Origin of the sequence: Pseudomonas sp. NPDC087690 (assembly GCF_044743175.1) — a bacterium.
Lineage (GTDB): Bacteria > Pseudomonadota > Gammaproteobacteria > Pseudomonadales > Pseudomonadaceae > Aquipseudomonas.
Genome location: NZ_JBIUVX010000001.1, coordinates 192,905 through 207,239 on the forward strand (window position 1 = coordinate 192,905; position 14,335 = coordinate 207,239).

Annotated in this window: 12 protein-coding genes; 5 read left to right on the forward strand and 7 right to left on the reverse strand. The window is 60.4% G+C overall.

The window, feature by feature from the left end; genetic code table 11:
• Positions 1–167: 167 nt before the first annotated feature.
• Positions 168–1,094 carry a LysR family transcriptional regulator gene (locus ACIPIZ_RS00820; protein WP_401163335.1) on the forward strand — a complete coding sequence of 309 codons (927 nt, stop codon included), beginning with the start codon at positions 168–170 and terminating at the stop codon, positions 1,092–1,094.
• Between the two features lie 77 nt (positions 1,095–1,171).
• Here the strand turns inward: ACIPIZ_RS00820 and ACIPIZ_RS00825 are convergent, their stop codons facing one another.
• The 3 genes from ACIPIZ_RS00825 to ACIPIZ_RS00835 form a co-directional block, all read right to left on the reverse strand.
• Positions 1,172–1,423 (reverse strand): DUF2790 domain-containing protein, encoded by a 252-nt coding sequence (locus ACIPIZ_RS00825; protein ID WP_401163336.1) that lies wholly within the window; start codon positions 1,421–1,423, stop codon positions 1,172–1,174.
• Positions 1,424–1,678: 255 nt separating this feature from the next.
• On the reverse strand, positions 1,679–2,800 hold the full coding sequence (locus ACIPIZ_RS00830; RefSeq protein WP_401163339.1) for an SMP-30/gluconolactonase/LRE family protein: 1,122 nt from the start codon (positions 2,798–2,800) through the stop codon (positions 1,679–1,681).
• A gap of 187 nt (positions 2,801–2,987) precedes the next feature.
• Positions 2,988–4,121 carry an aminotransferase class V-fold PLP-dependent enzyme gene (locus tag ACIPIZ_RS00835; protein ID WP_401163340.1) on the reverse strand — a complete coding sequence of 378 codons (1,134 nt, stop codon included), beginning with the start codon at positions 4,119–4,121 and terminating at the stop codon, positions 2,988–2,990.
• 127 nt (positions 4,122–4,248) lie between these two features.
• Here ACIPIZ_RS00835 and ACIPIZ_RS00840 point away from each other — a divergent pair, with 127 nt between their 5' ends.
• From ACIPIZ_RS00840 to ACIPIZ_RS00855, 4 genes are all read left to right on the forward strand, one after another.
• On the forward strand, positions 4,249–4,860 hold the full coding sequence (locus ACIPIZ_RS00840) for a dTMP kinase (RefSeq protein WP_064390013.1): 612 nt from the start codon (positions 4,249–4,251) through the stop codon (positions 4,858–4,860).
• A gap of 84 nt (positions 4,861–4,944) precedes the next feature.
• Entirely contained in the window at positions 4,945–6,060 is a 1,116-nt protein-coding gene (locus ACIPIZ_RS00845; RefSeq protein WP_150648039.1) for an aromatic ring-hydroxylating dioxygenase subunit alpha, read from the forward strand.
• Between the two features lie 75 nt (positions 6,061–6,135).
• Positions 6,136–7,707 carry a gamma-glutamyltransferase family protein gene (locus ACIPIZ_RS00850; RefSeq protein WP_401163343.1) on the forward strand — a complete coding sequence of 524 codons (1,572 nt, stop codon included), beginning with the start codon at positions 6,136–6,138 and terminating at the stop codon, positions 7,705–7,707.
• Positions 7,708–7,817: 110 nt separating this feature from the next.
• Complete coding sequence (locus ACIPIZ_RS00855; RefSeq protein ID WP_064390016.1) at positions 7,818–8,510, forward strand: GntR family transcriptional regulator; 693 nt, start codon at positions 7,818–7,820, stop codon at positions 8,508–8,510.
• Here the strand turns inward: ACIPIZ_RS00855 and ACIPIZ_RS00860 are convergent.
• Genes ACIPIZ_RS00860 through ACIPIZ_RS00875 form a run of 4 tightly spaced genes read right to left on the reverse strand, consistent with a single transcriptional unit; the run spans position 8,507 to position 14,273 of the window.
• Entirely contained in the window at positions 8,507–9,733 is a 1,227-nt protein-coding gene (locus ACIPIZ_RS00860; RefSeq protein WP_401163346.1) for an amidohydrolase family protein, read from the reverse strand. The two genes, ACIPIZ_RS00855 and ACIPIZ_RS00860, sit on opposite strands and share 4 nt — an antisense overlap.
• A complete protein-coding gene (locus ACIPIZ_RS00865) occupies positions 9,730–12,201 on the reverse strand; it encodes an ATP-binding cassette domain-containing protein (protein ID WP_401163349.1) in 2,472 nt (823 codons plus the stop codon). The genes ACIPIZ_RS00860 and ACIPIZ_RS00865 overlap by 4 nt, the downstream gene beginning before the upstream one ends.
• A gap of 5 nt (positions 12,202–12,206) precedes the next feature.
• Positions 12,207–13,076, reverse strand: coding sequence for a branched-chain amino acid ABC transporter permease (locus tag ACIPIZ_RS00870; RefSeq protein WP_105706443.1), 870 nt, complete (start codon positions 13,074–13,076; stop codon positions 12,207–12,209).
• 3 nt (positions 13,077–13,079) lie between these two features.
• Entirely contained in the window at positions 13,080–14,273 is a 1,194-nt protein-coding gene (locus tag ACIPIZ_RS00875) for an ABC transporter substrate-binding protein (protein WP_105706445.1), read from the reverse strand.
• Positions 14,274–14,335 lie beyond the last annotated feature (62 nt).

A 14,335-nucleotide genomic window follows, 5' to 3' on the forward strand; every position in this document is an offset into this window, starting at 1 on the left:
GGCAGCCTGTGCAACCAAGTCTATGGAACGAGGGGTCATTGATTTAGACGGGCCAAAGGGAATCATTGTTGTCGCCAGAGGTAATATCGAGCCGCGGGCCGAACGTGTAGCATCCAGAAAAAGTGCGCGCTATCACGGGTAAGCGTCAGATCTACAGGAAGGTCGCGATGGATAAGCTTTCGAACATGTCGGTGTACATAAAGGTTGTCGAGATGGGCAGTTTCACGGCCGTGGCCAATCATCTGGATTCCACCGTCGGTAACGTCTCGCGTGCTGTCTCTGCGCTGGAAAACGTGCTCGATGCGCGCCTGTTGCAACGCTCGACCCGACGCCTGTCGGTCACCGATGCGGGCCGACGCTTCTATGAGCGCTGCACGAAGATTCTGGCTGATCTGGAGAGTGCCGAAGCCGAAGCCAGCAATGCCGCGCTGGAGCCTCGGGGAACACTGCGGGTGCATTGCGTACCCGGGCTGGCTCGGCATCTGGTTACGGGGGCGGTGCTGGAGTACCGCGAGCAATTCCCGGAGGTGACCGTGGATTTATTGCTCTCGCAACGCATGCCAAACCTGTTGGAAGACCAACTGGACGTCTCGATCCTGATCGCCCGCGCGCTCCCTGATTCGGCGTATGTCAGCCAGAAGATCGGTGTCAGCCATTGTGTGCTGGTGGCGTCGCCAGATTACCTGGCCCGGCATGCGCCTCCCGAGACGCCAGAAGACCTGCGTGATCACCAGTGTCTGCTGTTGGGCACCGTCGACTATGTGCGGGATGAGTGGCAGCTGAAGAGCAAGGCCGGGGACGCGACATTTGTCCCGACAGGGCCAAGTTTTAGCGTCAACGATATGGATGCAATGGCGCTGGCCATTCGAGAGGGTGCCGGGATTGGCTTGCTGGCCGGGTTTACGGCCATCGACGATTTGCGTTCCGGCAAGCTAGTGCGGGTTTTGCCTGACTACCATACCTATGAGCGTAACGTGTACGCCGTCTATACCTCTCGGCAGTTTGTCGATGCAAAAATCACCCGGTTTATTGAAACGCTGAAAGATCGGGTTGGCAGTCAGCTGGCCGCCACGGCCAAAGAACTGATCGATTGAAATACTGCGGAGCAAAAAAGCTATTTGCGCCTCGATGAAACAACGCTTCGAGGCGCAATGATCGGCGAACAGCTGACTTAGCCCTGGCTGCAACGGCCCATGACGTTATAGGCCAGTACGTGGCGTTTGCCTTGCGAATCCTGGTAGGTCATGTGCGTCGGTACCACTGCGCAAACATCCGGCACCGGTTCTTCAGAGATGACCTTGGCGACATCCAGATGGGTACCGTAGCGATATTGCTCGACATGTTGGGCCTTTGCAGAACCGTCCTGTGCTGCTACCACAGAGCTGAAGCCCAAGAGTGCGACGATAATCATTGCCGTTTTCATGATGTGATTTCCTAAAGTAAGTGTGATGTTGCTGGCAGGACGAACTTTAGGCTTGAGGGTTTTGCGCAAACAGGCGTGAATCCGGGAAAGACTTTTATCAATTCCGAACACAATCTTGGGGTGTCTGACGCTAGGGCGTTTCACCGGGTCCGGCAAGGCGGAGACAGTAACCGCGATTGAATACCGCACATCCTCGGATGCGCGGCAGACTATCGTTTCGACACTCACGAAACTATCGCGAAAGGAACCTCGCTTTTACAACGCAAACGTAGTCCCCCGAGTATTCACAAACAGCGAATAGATCGAGTGACTGCTGGCCATGAACAACCGATTGCCTTCGCGTCCCCCAAAGCACAAATTCGGGCAACGCTCAGGCAGCGAAATATGCCCGATGGCCTTGCCCTGCGGATTGAACACGCGCACGCCGTCGAGTTTTTCCAGGTCGGCCTTGGGGTCGCCATTGCCGCCCCAGCCGCACCACAGATTGCCCGCTTCGTCGCATTTGATGCCGTCGATGGCGGCATAGTCCAGCCCTTCGATGTGCTTGCGGCGTTCGCCCAGTGTGCCGTCGTCCTTCACGGCAATCGCCCAGATCAAGCGATTGGGCTTGGCGCGACCTTCGACGACGTACAGGGTTTTTTCATCGGGAGAAAAGCACAGGCCATTGGGGCCGTTGAGGTCGTCGATGACCCGCGCAACTTTCTTGCTCTCGCCGTCGATGCGGTACACGGCGTGGGGTTGGCTCGGGGTGATCTTGTGGCCTTCATAGTTGTTGCCGGTCTGGAACGGCGGGTCGGTAAACCAGATCGAGCCGTCACTTTTGCAGACGATGTCGTTGGGCGAGTTGAAGGGCTTGCCGTCGAAGCTGTCGGCCAAAACGGTGATCGTGCCATTGGCTTCGGTGCGCGTGATGCGCCGGCCTTCGCTGGTGGTGGTGGAGCCTTCGCAGACGATCAGACGTCCCTGGCGATCCCGGCACATGCCGTTGGAGAAGTTGGAGTGTTCGCGGTACACGCTGAAGGTGTCGGTGATTTCGTCCCAGCGCATGATGCGATTGTTGGGAATGTCGCTGACCAACAAATAGCGGCCATCACCGACCCAGACCGGTCCTTCGGCCCAGCGCATACCGGTGGCAAGTTTTTCAACACTGGCGTTGAAAATACGCAGCTCCAGGAAGCTGTCGTCGAGGATATGAATCAGCGGGTCAGGGTAGCGCTGACTCAAGGGTTCGGCGGCCTCGGAGATTCGGGCTAGTGCGGTGCTGCCGACGGTGGCGAGCGTGGCGGAAACAGCGAGAGACTTTTTCAGGAAGCTGCGGCGGGTATTGCCTGGCGCTCGGTCGAGGCTTGCAGGCGTGGCGGACAGGGATGAGGCCATGTAGCGATCTCCGTGGTTTTATTTTTTTTCGGGGAGACGTAGTAATACCTTGTGATAGGACATCGTACAAGTTGTTCGTTGCGCGACGCCAATGGGCGTCGGTAGCGGTGGAAAGCCAGTGAGCATCATGACCTCCACCGTAGAATTGGCATGCGATAACTTCGTGTCCTGCGGGCAAGGACAGCTTTTAGTCAACCATCACCTCATCCAGTGCCTGCTCAAGCAGGCTGACCGTGCGCTCGATATTCTGCAGCTTCTCCAGCCCGAACAGACCGAGGCGGAAGGTCTGGAAGTCGGCCGGCTCGTCGCACTGCAACGGCACGCCGGCCGCGATCTGCAGGCCGTGGTGGGCAAATTTCCTGCCGCTCTTGATGTCGGCATCATCGGTGTAGCTCACCACCACGCCAGGCGCCTGAAAGCCGACTGCGGCCACGCTTTTGAAGCCCTTGCCGGTCAACAGCGCACGCACCCGATCACCCAGCGCCTGTTGTTCATCGCGAACCTTGTCGAAGCCGTAGGCTTGCGTCTCTTTCATCACCTCGTTGAAGCGCGCGAGGGAATCGCTGGGCATGGTCGCGTGATAGGCATGTCCACCCTGTTCGTAGGCCTGCATGATCTGCAGCCACTTTTTCAGGTCGCAGGCGAAGCTGCTGCTTTGCGTCTGTTCGATACGCTCAAGCGCCGCAGAACTGAACATCACCAGCGCGCAGCAAGGGGAGGCGCTCCAGCCTTTCTGTGGTGCGCTGATCAGCAGGTCGACGGCGCATTGGTGCATATCCACCCAAATCGTGCCGGAGGCGATGCAGTCCAGCACAAACAGACCACCCACCGCATGCACGGCGTCGCCGACCGCTCGCAGGTACTCGTCGGGCAGAATAATCCCGGATGAAGTTTCAACGTGGGGCGCGAAGACCACTTTCGGTTTCTGTGCGGCGATGGCTGCCAGCACTTCGTCCAGCGGCGGCGGGGCGTAGGCTGCCTGGCGCCCCGGCTCGACCGGCCGGGCTTTGAGAACTTTAGTGTCCGCCGGGATGTTGCCCATATCCAGAATCTGGCTCCAGCGATAACTGAACCAGCCGTTGCGTATCACCAGACATTGCTGGCCAGTGGCGAACTGTCGCGCCACCGCTTCCATGCCGAAGGTGCCGCTGCCCGGAACTACCGCCACCGCTTCGGCGTGGTAGACCTGTTTCAGGGTCGTGGAAATATTCTTCATCACGCCTTGGAAGGACTGCGACATGTGGTTCAGCGAGCGGTCGGTGTAGACCACGGAGTACTCGACCAATCCTTCGGGATCGATGCTCGGATAGAGCTTTGACATGGTGACTCCTTTGGCAGAGAGGTAAATATCATTGGCAAGCAAGTGTAGGCAAAGGGCAGGGAACAGCTCATTGATTCGCGCAAATGAGGTTAGAGTGCTTGGCAATGTCTCAATCGTTGCGTGAACCATGAAGCTGCCGCTGTTTATTTCTCTGGATGGGCCCAAGGGCACCGGCAAAACCACACTGCTGGAGGCCGTTACCGCCGCGCTGCGGGCAGACCAGCATAAAGTCATCCGGCTCTGCGAGAGAAAAAGCGATCCCTACCGCGGCGAAACCATGGCCCTGGTCAACCAACTCGCCAGACATCCTTCGCGGGATCTGGAGTGGGCGGTGTGTCAGCGCCTCGCGGATAGCCGTCGCTGGATTTCTGAGCGGGTGCTGCCCAAACAGCCGCTGGACAGCATCATCCTGATCGACCGCTGGTATCCGTCAGATGCCGCATTTCGCCACAGCGTGCCGTTTGCCGAGATTCTGCAGTTGAACATGCAGCGAGGCGTGCGCGTGCCGGATCTGCACGTCGGCGTTGTCACCGCACCTGATATTTCATGGGCGCGGGCAACGGCACGCTCGCGGGGACTGGGCGGCACGGTGATCCAGAAACACGCAGAGCACGTTGTGTGTAGCGAGATGTTCGAAAAAGCGGTTGCCGATCACGGCTGGGTGTTGTGCCGTAACGAAGGAACCATCGAAGCCGCGACGACTCAGGTAGTTGCAGAGATCTATAAGGTGCTTGGCTGATTGTCGCTGCCCAGGCGCTGGTTGAATTTGAATTTCAGGTTTCTCTGATCTGAGCTAATTGTACTGACGGATCCCACGCCCCCCATGCTTACAAACCTCTGGTATGTCGTTCTCCCATCGTCACAGTTGACTGATGGACTGATGCCGGTTCGATTGCTCGGACAACCGTTCGTGGCGTTCCGCGATGACGCGGGTGTCGCTCACCTGCTCTCGGATATCTGCGTGCATCGCGGCGGCTCGCTGTCCGCCGGCAGCAAAGTGGCCAACAGCGTGCAGTGTCCCTATCACGGCTGGCGGTTTGGCGGTGATGGTGTCTGCACGCAGATACCGGCGCAGCCCGACCTGCGGATTCCCGCCAAGGCCCGCGTCGATGCGTACCCGACGCTGGAGCGCTACGGTTGGATCTGGGCGTTTTTAGGTGATCTGCCGGAGTCTGAGCGTCCACCGTTGCCGACGCTCGACTGGATCGACGATCCCGCCATCCGCGTGGTCTCGGGCCACTTTGACTGGCAGGCCAGTTGGGACCGGATTATCGAAAACGGTCTGGACTTCGCGCACGCACCGTTTGTCCATGGCTCAACCTTCGGCGATCCGGATCATCCCGAGATTGAATCATTCGAGGTCGACAGCGATGCATGGAGCGGTACCGCCCAGATGCTCATGCGCAGGCCAGCACGCAAAGGGCTGCTGCGGCGCAAATCCTCCACCGAGTTTGTCAGTGTGGTCACCGTTCCGGGTTTCCATTTGTCCGGGCCGTGCACAACGCTTGAACTTGAGTTACCCAACGGCTGGCGGATCTACATCGTCTCGGCCCACGTGCCGATTGACGCCAATCGCACGCGCACCTGGTGGATGATGGGCAGAACGTTCCTGCGCTCGCGACTGCTGGATCGTCGGTTCATTGCCAGCAATATCCGCATCTTCGAACAAGACCACGTCGTGCTTAAAAACGTGCGGCCCGAGCGCGTGCCGGACTCCTTTCAGCAGGAGGTGTCGTTGAAATCCGACGCACTGCAGATTGCATTCCGCAAAGACGTGCAGGCACTGGAACAGCGCGGCTGGCGCATCGATGAAGAGCGTCTTGCGCGAACCTTCACCGGGCGCAAGGCCTGCGCAGTGCCCAGCCCTGAACGTGGTCAGATTCGCGCTTGGGCGATCGAGCCGATTCCGCTTCTGGACATCAGCCAAGAAGAGGAATGACTGTTCCTGAGGGCATACATCTTGCTTTGCTAACAAAAACTATTCCGATAGCTAGCAAAGAGAGAGCCTGCAACCATGATCGCAACCTCCAGTCGTGCGGTGATCTGTACGCCTCATGCCGAAGCCAGCGCCGCCGGCCTGCGGATTCTTGAAGCGGGCGGCACGGCCATTGATGCCATGCTCGCGGCCAGTGCCATGCTCGCCGCAGTGTTCCCGCACATGACCGGGCTGGGCGGCGATGCCCTATGGATGATCCACGACAAACAAGTGCGCACCATCGTGGGGATTGGCCAGGCCGGGCAACGTTTGCCGGAGGGCGGAATCATCACCGTGCGCGGTCCGGCATCGGTGGCCAGCACAGCAGGCGCGCTGGCGAGTTGGCAGACCGCCGCCGACATCAGTCGTCACCAGTGGGGCTCACGACTCGGTTGGTCTGATCTGTTGACAGACGCCGCGAGCGTGGCCGATGCCGGTATCGAGGTTTCGCGATCGCAACTGTTCTGGCAAACCCTGCGGCGCCCGCTGATCGAGCAACTGCCGGACCTGCATCGGCTGTGCAAGCGCGATGGGCAGTGGCTGCGCGAGGGCGATACCCTGCGCCAACCCGAACTGGCCAACACCCTGCGGCATCTGGCCAGACATGGCGTCGAGGATTTCTATCACGGCGAACTGGCCGAAGCTTTCGGGGCAGCCTTTGATCGCTTGGGCTGCGGCTTGACGGCGGCCGATCTGGCGGCGACCCGAGCGCCGGAAGTCGCACCGGTCTCGGTACGCTATCGCGCTGGCCGCCTCTACAATGTCGCGCCGCCATCCCAAGGTTTGTACACGTTGCAGGCCATGGCCGCGCTGCAACACAAGCCGCTGGCAGACGTTGGCAACGGCAGCGCGCTTTACTATCACTATCTGGTCGAAGCCATCAAACAAGGCTTGCTGCGGCGCAATGCGCAGCTGTGCGATCCGCTGAGCCAACCGTGGGATTTCGCCGCCAGCCTGGAGGACGCGCAGATTCAGGCGTATGCCGCTGCCATCGATGACCGGCGTGCCGCGCCGTGGAACGAGCCGGGGCGACCTGCCGATACCGTGTGGATGGCCGCGACCGATGCCGAAGGGCGGACGGCCTGCCTGATCCAGAGCCTGTTCCATGACTTCGGTTCGGGCTGCATGCTCGGCGACACCGGTGTGTTGTGGCAGAACCGCGCGGCGGGTTTCAACGCCAACCCCGAACACGTCAACGGCTGGGCGCCCGGCAAGCGTCCGGCGCACACGCTCAATCCTTCCTGCTATCTGGGTGACGATGGCCGCCGCTGGTTCTTCGGCACCCAGGGCGGCGATGGCCAGCCGCAGACGCAAATGGTCCTGGCGACGCAACTGATCGACTTTCAGCAGCCTGTTGACCAGGCGCTGCTGACCCCGCGTTTTCTGCTGGGTCGCAGCTTTTTCGACAGCACGGACAATCTCAAACTGGAAGGCGATATGCGCGCCAGCACCATTGAAGGCCTCGGCCTGCTCGGGCATGCGGTGGAGATCATTCCGGTGCGCAGCCCCATGACCGGCCACGCCGGCATTATCGCTATTGATGCCGAAGGTCGGCGCAGCGCCATGCATGATCCACGGGGCGAGGGCACGGGACTCGGCCAGGTGGACTGACCTTTGCTATGGGCATTTGCCGGGCTCCGGCGGCTGGCGGATAATGCCGGCCATTGCCCGCCAACCGCAGATGTGTGGATTGGCCGGCTTTCTGGACAACAGAGGTAAGGATGGGCTTGAGCACTGTCACCGCCAAACAGCTTGAGGTGCAACGTATCGTCGATGCGCTGTTCAGCGCGATCGCCCAGCATCGACTGCCGCCGGGCACTCGACTGATCGAAGCGCAAATTGTCGAAACCCTGCAAGCCAACCGCAATCACGTGCAGGTAGCGTTGCAGCGTCTGGCGATGCAAAAAGTGGTGACCATCGAAGCCAATCGCGGCGCCATGGTCGCCCAGCCAACGGCACGTGAAGCACGAGATATTTTCAGTGCGCGTCGCGCCATCGAGCGGGCGATTGTCGAGGCGATCACACCGGCAACCATGCGCAAGCAACGGCAGCGCATCGCCACCCACATGAACAACGAACGCAAAGCCACCAACGACACTGATCGCCGCGCCATCGTCCGCGAGCTCAGCGAGTTTCACCTGCTGCTTGGCGAGATCAGTGGCAATGCCGTGCTCAGCGACATCCTCGCCAACCTGATGGTGCGCAGTTCATTGATCGTCGCGCTGTATCAGCGCAATGACGTGCCATCCTGCGCTTCCGATGAGCACCAGGAAATCATCACCGCGCTGGAAAATGGCGATAACGAAAAAGCCGTGGCGGTCATGATCGAGCATCTGGATGAACTGGAAGCGCAGTTGGCGCTGGATGAAAGTGTGCCTGCCGAGTTCAACCTCAAGCAGGCGTTGATTGATTAAGTCGCTTTCATCAACGTTGCCGCCGGCCGGCTGAACGTCTGGCGTCCGCCCTTGAAGCCCATCAGCGGTGCGCTGATTTCGGCGATCACCGCCGCTGGCGAAGGCGCGTCGAACACAATGAAATCGGCGCGGCAACCTGGGCGCACACCGTAATCCTTCAATCTGAGCAGCGCGGCCGACTCGCTGGATACCCACGCCAGGCATTGCAGCAATTCCGCCACCGTACCCATCTGGCTGACGTTGGCGAACAGGTTGGCCTGACGGATCAACGACGCATCGCCATACGGGGTGAACGGGTTGCCGATGTTGTTGGTGGAAACCGAGCACCTCACACCGCACGCGTGAAGATGCGCCAGCGGCGCCAGCCCTCGGGGTTTGTTGTGAAACGCCTCGCGGCCCAGCAAAAACAGATCGGTGCTTGGCAGGCAAGTCACCTGCACGCCAGCTTTAGCCAGATGCAGAGCCAGCACCGTCAGTGGCTCACGGGGCAGCGTCGACAGCTTGGTCGCGTGACCGATGGTGACGCGACCACCCCAGCCGTGCAGCTGCGTGCAGCGTGCCACTTCCATGACCGTCATGCCCTCGCTGTTCAGGTCGAAATCCAGGTGCAGGTCCAGGTCGCAGTCGTAGCGCACTGCCAGTTCGAACAGACGCTGGATCTGCCCATGCGGGTCGCTGTCCATGTAGGGGCAGCCGCCAAGTACGGTGGCGCCGCTTTCCAGAGCCTGGCAGAGCAGGGCTTCAGTTCCCGGATTGTTCAGCAGGCCCTCTTGCGGAAATACACAGATTTCCAGGCTGATGGCCCAGGCGTAATCCGCCTGCAAACGGCGAATCGCGTTGAATCCGGTCAGGCCAATCTGCGGGTCCAGTTCGACATGGGTGCGCATGTGCGTCGTGCCTTGCACGATCGCCTTGTCCAGCACCTGCGCACCGCGCTGATAGACATCGTCTTCGGTGAACTCGGCTTTCGCCGCGCGGGTTTGCGCGACGGCTTCGGCCAGCGTGCCTTCCTGCAGATGACAGCGCTGCATGATGCAGGCCTTGTCCAGATGAATATGGCTTTCGATCAGCCCCGGCAGGACCAACCGGCCTTGCAGGTCAAGGGTTTGCCAAGGGCTGACGGTCGCGCTGAAGCGGTCGACAAAGTAGCCGTTCTCGACGAAAAGCTCAGTCACGCGATGATCGCTACCCAGTCGCGCATTGATGATTTTCAGAGCGCTCATGCGCTGGCCCCTTCACCCAGATAAGCGGCTGCCAACGCTTTATCGGCGCGCAGTTCGGTGGAGCCGGCGGCTTTGACAATGGTCCCGGTTTCCAGGACATAAGCGCGATCTGCCACTTGCAGCGCGAGGTTGGCCATTTGATCCACCAGCAGGATGGTCACGCCCTCGTCGCGCAGGGCGGCCAGTGCGTCGTACAACTCGCCGATCATCGCGGGCGACAAACCCAGTGACGGCTCATCGAGCAGAAGAATGCTGGGCTTGGCCATCAGGCCACGACCCACGGCGACCATTTGTTGTTCGCCCCCGGAAAGCAGGCCTGCCGGGTTGTCGATGCGGTCGCGCAGGCGCGGAAAGCGTTTGAGGATGGCTTCGATTTCAGCCTCGGCATCGAAGGACTCGCGGCGCGAATAGCCACCGAGCAACAGGTTGTCGCGCACACTCAGGTGAGGGAAGACCTGACGGCCTTCCGGCACCAGGGCCAGACCTTTGGCGGCGATCGTGCTGGCGCTGGCCAGTTCGATATTTTCGTTGTCCAGCACAATGCTGCCGCTGGTGGCGCGATGCAGACCGGCCAGACACTGCAGGATGCTCGATTTGCCCGCGCCGTTAGCGCCGAGAATTGCCACCAGTTCACCGGGATTGACCAGCAGGTTGACCTTGTCGACCACGGCTGAGGCGCCGTAATCGATCACCAGATCCTGCACGTACAATCGCGCATCGCGGCTGCCGTTCCAGGCTTGCGCGCGCGGTGTGGCTTGATACTCGGTACCGCCCAGATACGCCGCGATGACCTGCGGATTTTGCCGGATTTCAGCCGGCGGCCCCGACGCAATCGGCTTGCCGGCGTCGAGCACCAACAGCTGCTCAGACACCGACATCACCAACGCCATATCGTGCTCGACCAGAATCACTGTCAGGCCAAATTCCGCCAGTTTGCGCAGCAATAAGGCGAGATCATCGGTGTCACGACGACTCAGGCCCGCTGCGGGTTCATCCAGCAACAACACCGCAGGCGCCGTGGCCAGTGCGCGGGCGATTTCCACCAGGCGACGATCGACATGAGGCAGATCCTCGGCAGCAATATTCACTTCGCCGCGATAGCCGACCAAGGCCAGTAAATCCAGGGCCAAGCTGCGTTGCTCGGTGGTGGACAGGCTGAACGGCCAGCCCATGCGTCCCTGCTGCATCGCCACCAGAAGGTTGTCCATGACCGACATTTCGCCGAACAGCAAAGTCGTCTGATAGGTGCGAGCAATCCCGGCCCGGGCGCTCTTCCAGGCAGGCAGCCCCGCCAGCGGTTGTTGCAGTTCGATCTGGCCAATGTCCGGCACATAAAAACCGCTGATCATATTGAGCACAGTGGTTTTACCGGCGCCGTTAGGGCCGATGATGCTGGTGATGCTGCCAGCCGGTGCATGCAGGCTGACGTGTTGCGCCGCCTGCACGCCACCGAAGCGAATGCCGATATCGCTGACGCGCAATCCGCAATTCGGGCCACGGCTGCGTAGATGCGCGGCAATGCGCTGCTGATTTAACTGCGTGGGTGGCAGCAAGCGAACCGGTTTGCTCCAGCGTCGGGCGAGGGCGCCCAGCAGACCGTTGGGTGCGATCCACAGCACCAACAGCAGCAAAGTGGAAAAGATCAGCAAGCGATACTCGGCAAAATCCGACAGCAACTCCGGCACCAGCACAATCAACAGCGCGCCAATCAGCGGCCCGAACAACCGGCCGCTGCCGCCAACAATCACCGCCAGCACAAACAGAATCGACTGCGAAAACGGAAAGGATTCAGGGTTGATGAACATCAGCAGCGGCGCGAGCAAGCCGCCCGCCAGTCCGGTCAAAGCCGCCGACAAGGCAAACGCCAAGGTCTTGCTGATCACCGGATTGAAGCCCAGCGAGCGCGCGGCAATTTCCGAGGCTTTCACCGCGAGCATGGCTTTGCCCCAGCGACTGTGGCTCAGGCGCTGAAAAAAGAGCAGGGCGCCAATCATCAGCGCCGCCGCCAACAAAGCAAGGAAGATTGACGGGTCGAGGCCGGCAAATTCCGGCATCGGGATGCCCATCAAACCGTTGGAGCCACCGGTGACGTCACGCCATTCGATCAGGCTGTGATGCACCACAAAGGCAAACGCAATGGTGATCATCGCCAGATACGGACCGCTAACGCGAAGGGCAGGAATTGCCAACAGCGCGCCAATCACCCCGGCCGCCACACCAGCGATCGGCAGGGCCAGCCATAACGGCCAACCCGCCAAGGTCAGCAGTGCCGAGACATAGGCACCGATCGCATAGAAGGCGATATGGCCAAAGGAAATCTGCCCGCTGAGGCCGATCAGAATATTGAGGCTCACGCCGACCACTGTCGCCAGCGCGCACAGGGTAAAAACCAGCAATGAGTAGCTGTCGAGTGTGAACGCCATGACGCCACACGCGACAGCGAGTAGGGCGATGAGCAGAGTAGGCATGCTTTTCATACTTTCACCAATGCCTGGCTGCCGAACAGACCGTTGGGACGAATCGCCAGCGCGACGATGACCAACGCAAAGGTAAAGATCTGCGTGAAGGCCGAGCCGAAATACATCGTGATCAGCGCTTCCGTCAGACCAAATAACAGGCCAGCCGTGAAGACACCGCCGGCACTGGTGATGCCGCCGAGAATGGCCACGGCAAAGGCTTTGAGGCCGAACAACATGCCCATTTCCGCGTTGACGCTGAACAGCGGCGCAATCAACAAACCGGCCACGGCTGCAAATACCGTGGAAACCGCAAAGGCAATGGCGACCACCCGATTGACGTTGATCCCCATCAGCATTGCTGCGCGGGGATTCTGCACGCAGGCTTCCAGCACTTTGCCCAGCCGGGTGTAACGCCGCACCAGATACAGCGCCAGGGCAATCGCCGCGCCTGCCAGTGGAATCAGCATTTGCAGGGCGCCGACGTTGCTGCCAAACAGCTCGACATTCAGGTTGGCCAGACTGCTTTCAAACTGGCGCGGCTCCTTGCCGAAGGTGAACAGCGCGAGGTTGTCCACCAGAATTCCTCCGGCCACCGTCGCCATCAGCCAGGCCTGTGAGCCACGACTGTGGAAGGGCCGTACCAGCCAGCGTTCAATTGCCAGGCCATAGAGCGCACAGAGCAACAATGTCAGCGGCAGGGCGAGCCACAGCGACCAGCCCCAGTTAATGCAAAAGGTGTAGCCCAGCACCGCGCCGACCATCATGGCGCTGCCTTGGGCAAAATTGACGGTGCGCGAGACGACGTAGGTCAGGTGAAACCCCAACGCCAGCAACGCGTACATGCTGCCGAGGCCAAGCCCGGAGATGATGGCGGCGGTGTACATGGCTTACTCCTCAGGCTTGAGCGGCACGATCTGGTCGTTGACGAAGTGCGTGAACAGGTAATCGTCCGGGCCTAACGCGTCATGCTTTGCTGGGGTAAAGGGTTGCTGGTAGTGCTTGATCAAGCCGGCGTAGTCGCTGATGGCGTAAAAGCCGTCGCGGATCGCCTTGCCGTCGGTACTGCCGGCTTTTGCCATCGCCAGAGCGGCGAGGTGCAGACCGTCGTACGCATTGGCAATGCCGACCGCTGGCGTCACGTCGGCCAGCGTCTTGATCTGCGGGTAAGCCGTTTTCAACGCGGCCAACAAGGCGTCGCCCTTGGCGCTGTTGTGCTCGGTGAACACGTAGGTCTGGATGAAATGCACGCGCGATGCATTCGGCCCGGCCAACTCACCAAAACGACCACCGGCCGGCCCCCAGTGCGAGACGACCGGCACGTCCCAACCCATGCGATCCAAAGACTTCACGACTTGCGCGGAAGGGCTGACGTTACCGACGAGGAGGAGGGTGTCTGCACCGGCGTTTTTCAAGCGGGTCAGTTGTGGCACGACGTCCAGATCGCTGTCCTGAATACGCTCGACACCGGCGCTGGCCATGCCACGTTTTTCCAGGGCGCGCTTGAGGCCAGCCTCGTTGGACTCGCCCCACGGGTTGTTGATGAGGATCATCCCCGGCTTCTTCATGCCGTGGTCGACGCCGTATTTCACCAGGGCTTCATCGACCAGCTCATCGACGGCGGAAACCCGGAATACGTAGTTGTCGGCGGCGCCGTTCTCGGTGATTTTCGTGCCCGCCGCCCAGATGCCCATGAACGGCACTTTCATCTGGTTGACCAATGGCACGATGGCCAGGGAAACCGGCGTATCGAGGCCACCAAACAGCACCGCGACTTTTTCGCGCTGGACCAGTTCACGAGCGGCGAGGATGCCCTTGGACGGGTTGCTTTCATCGTCGCGACGGACCAGTTCCAGCGGGCGCCCGAGCACGCCGCCACTGGCATTGACCTCATTGATGGCCATGGTCAAACCGCGAGTCAGGGCTTCACCGGACTTGGCCGACTGCCCCGAAAGCGCGGCGACCAGACCGATCTTGATCGGCGGCTCGGCCGCTTGCGCGCCACCGGACATGGCCAGGTTGAGCGTGACTGCCGCAGCCACGGGAAACAGCAGACGCTGCAGGTTTTGAAGCCGAGTAGCCATAGTTGATCCTCCTGATTGCTAGCAGTTATAAAATTATTGCTAGCAAGTAGGGTGCCACTCAG

Bases quoted from the DNA above. Each gene is read 5' to 3' on its own strand.
- ACIPIZ_RS00820 (WP_401163335.1), top strand. From the start codon at position 168: ATGGATAAGCTTTCGAACATGTCGGTGTACATAAAGGTTGTCGAGATG.
- ACIPIZ_RS00825 (WP_401163336.1), bottom strand. From the start codon at position 1,423: ATGAAAACGGCAATGATTATCGTCGCACTCTTGGGCTTCAGCTCTGTG.
- ACIPIZ_RS00830 (WP_401163339.1), bottom strand. From the start codon at position 2,800: ATGGCCTCATCCCTGTCCGCCACGCCTGCAAGCCTCGACCGAGCGCCA.
- ACIPIZ_RS00835 (WP_401163340.1), bottom strand. From the start codon at position 4,121: ATGTCAAAGCTCTATCCGAGCATCGATCCCGAAGGATTGGTCGAGTAC.
- ACIPIZ_RS00840 (WP_064390013.1), top strand. From the start codon at position 4,249: ATGAAGCTGCCGCTGTTTATTTCTCTGGATGGGCCCAAGGGCACCGGC.
- ACIPIZ_RS00845 (WP_150648039.1), top strand. From the start codon at position 4,945: ATGCTTACAAACCTCTGGTATGTCGTTCTCCCATCGTCACAGTTGACT.
- ACIPIZ_RS00850 (WP_401163343.1), top strand. From the start codon at position 6,136: ATGATCGCAACCTCCAGTCGTGCGGTGATCTGTACGCCTCATGCCGAA.
- ACIPIZ_RS00855 (WP_064390016.1), top strand. From the start codon at position 7,818: ATGGGCTTGAGCACTGTCACCGCCAAACAGCTTGAGGTGCAACGTATC.
- ACIPIZ_RS00860 (WP_401163346.1), bottom strand. From the start codon at position 9,733: ATGAGCGCTCTGAAAATCATCAATGCGCGACTGGGTAGCGATCATCGC.
- ACIPIZ_RS00865 (WP_401163349.1), bottom strand. From the start codon at position 12,201: ATGCCTACTCTGCTCATCGCCCTACTCGCTGTCGCGTGTGGCGTCATG.
- ACIPIZ_RS00870 (WP_105706443.1), bottom strand. From the start codon at position 13,076: ATGTACACCGCCGCCATCATCTCCGGGCTTGGCCTCGGCAGCATGTAC.
- ACIPIZ_RS00875 (WP_105706445.1), bottom strand. From the start codon at position 14,273: ATGGCTACTCGGCTTCAAAACCTGCAGCGTCTGCTGTTTCCCGTGGCT.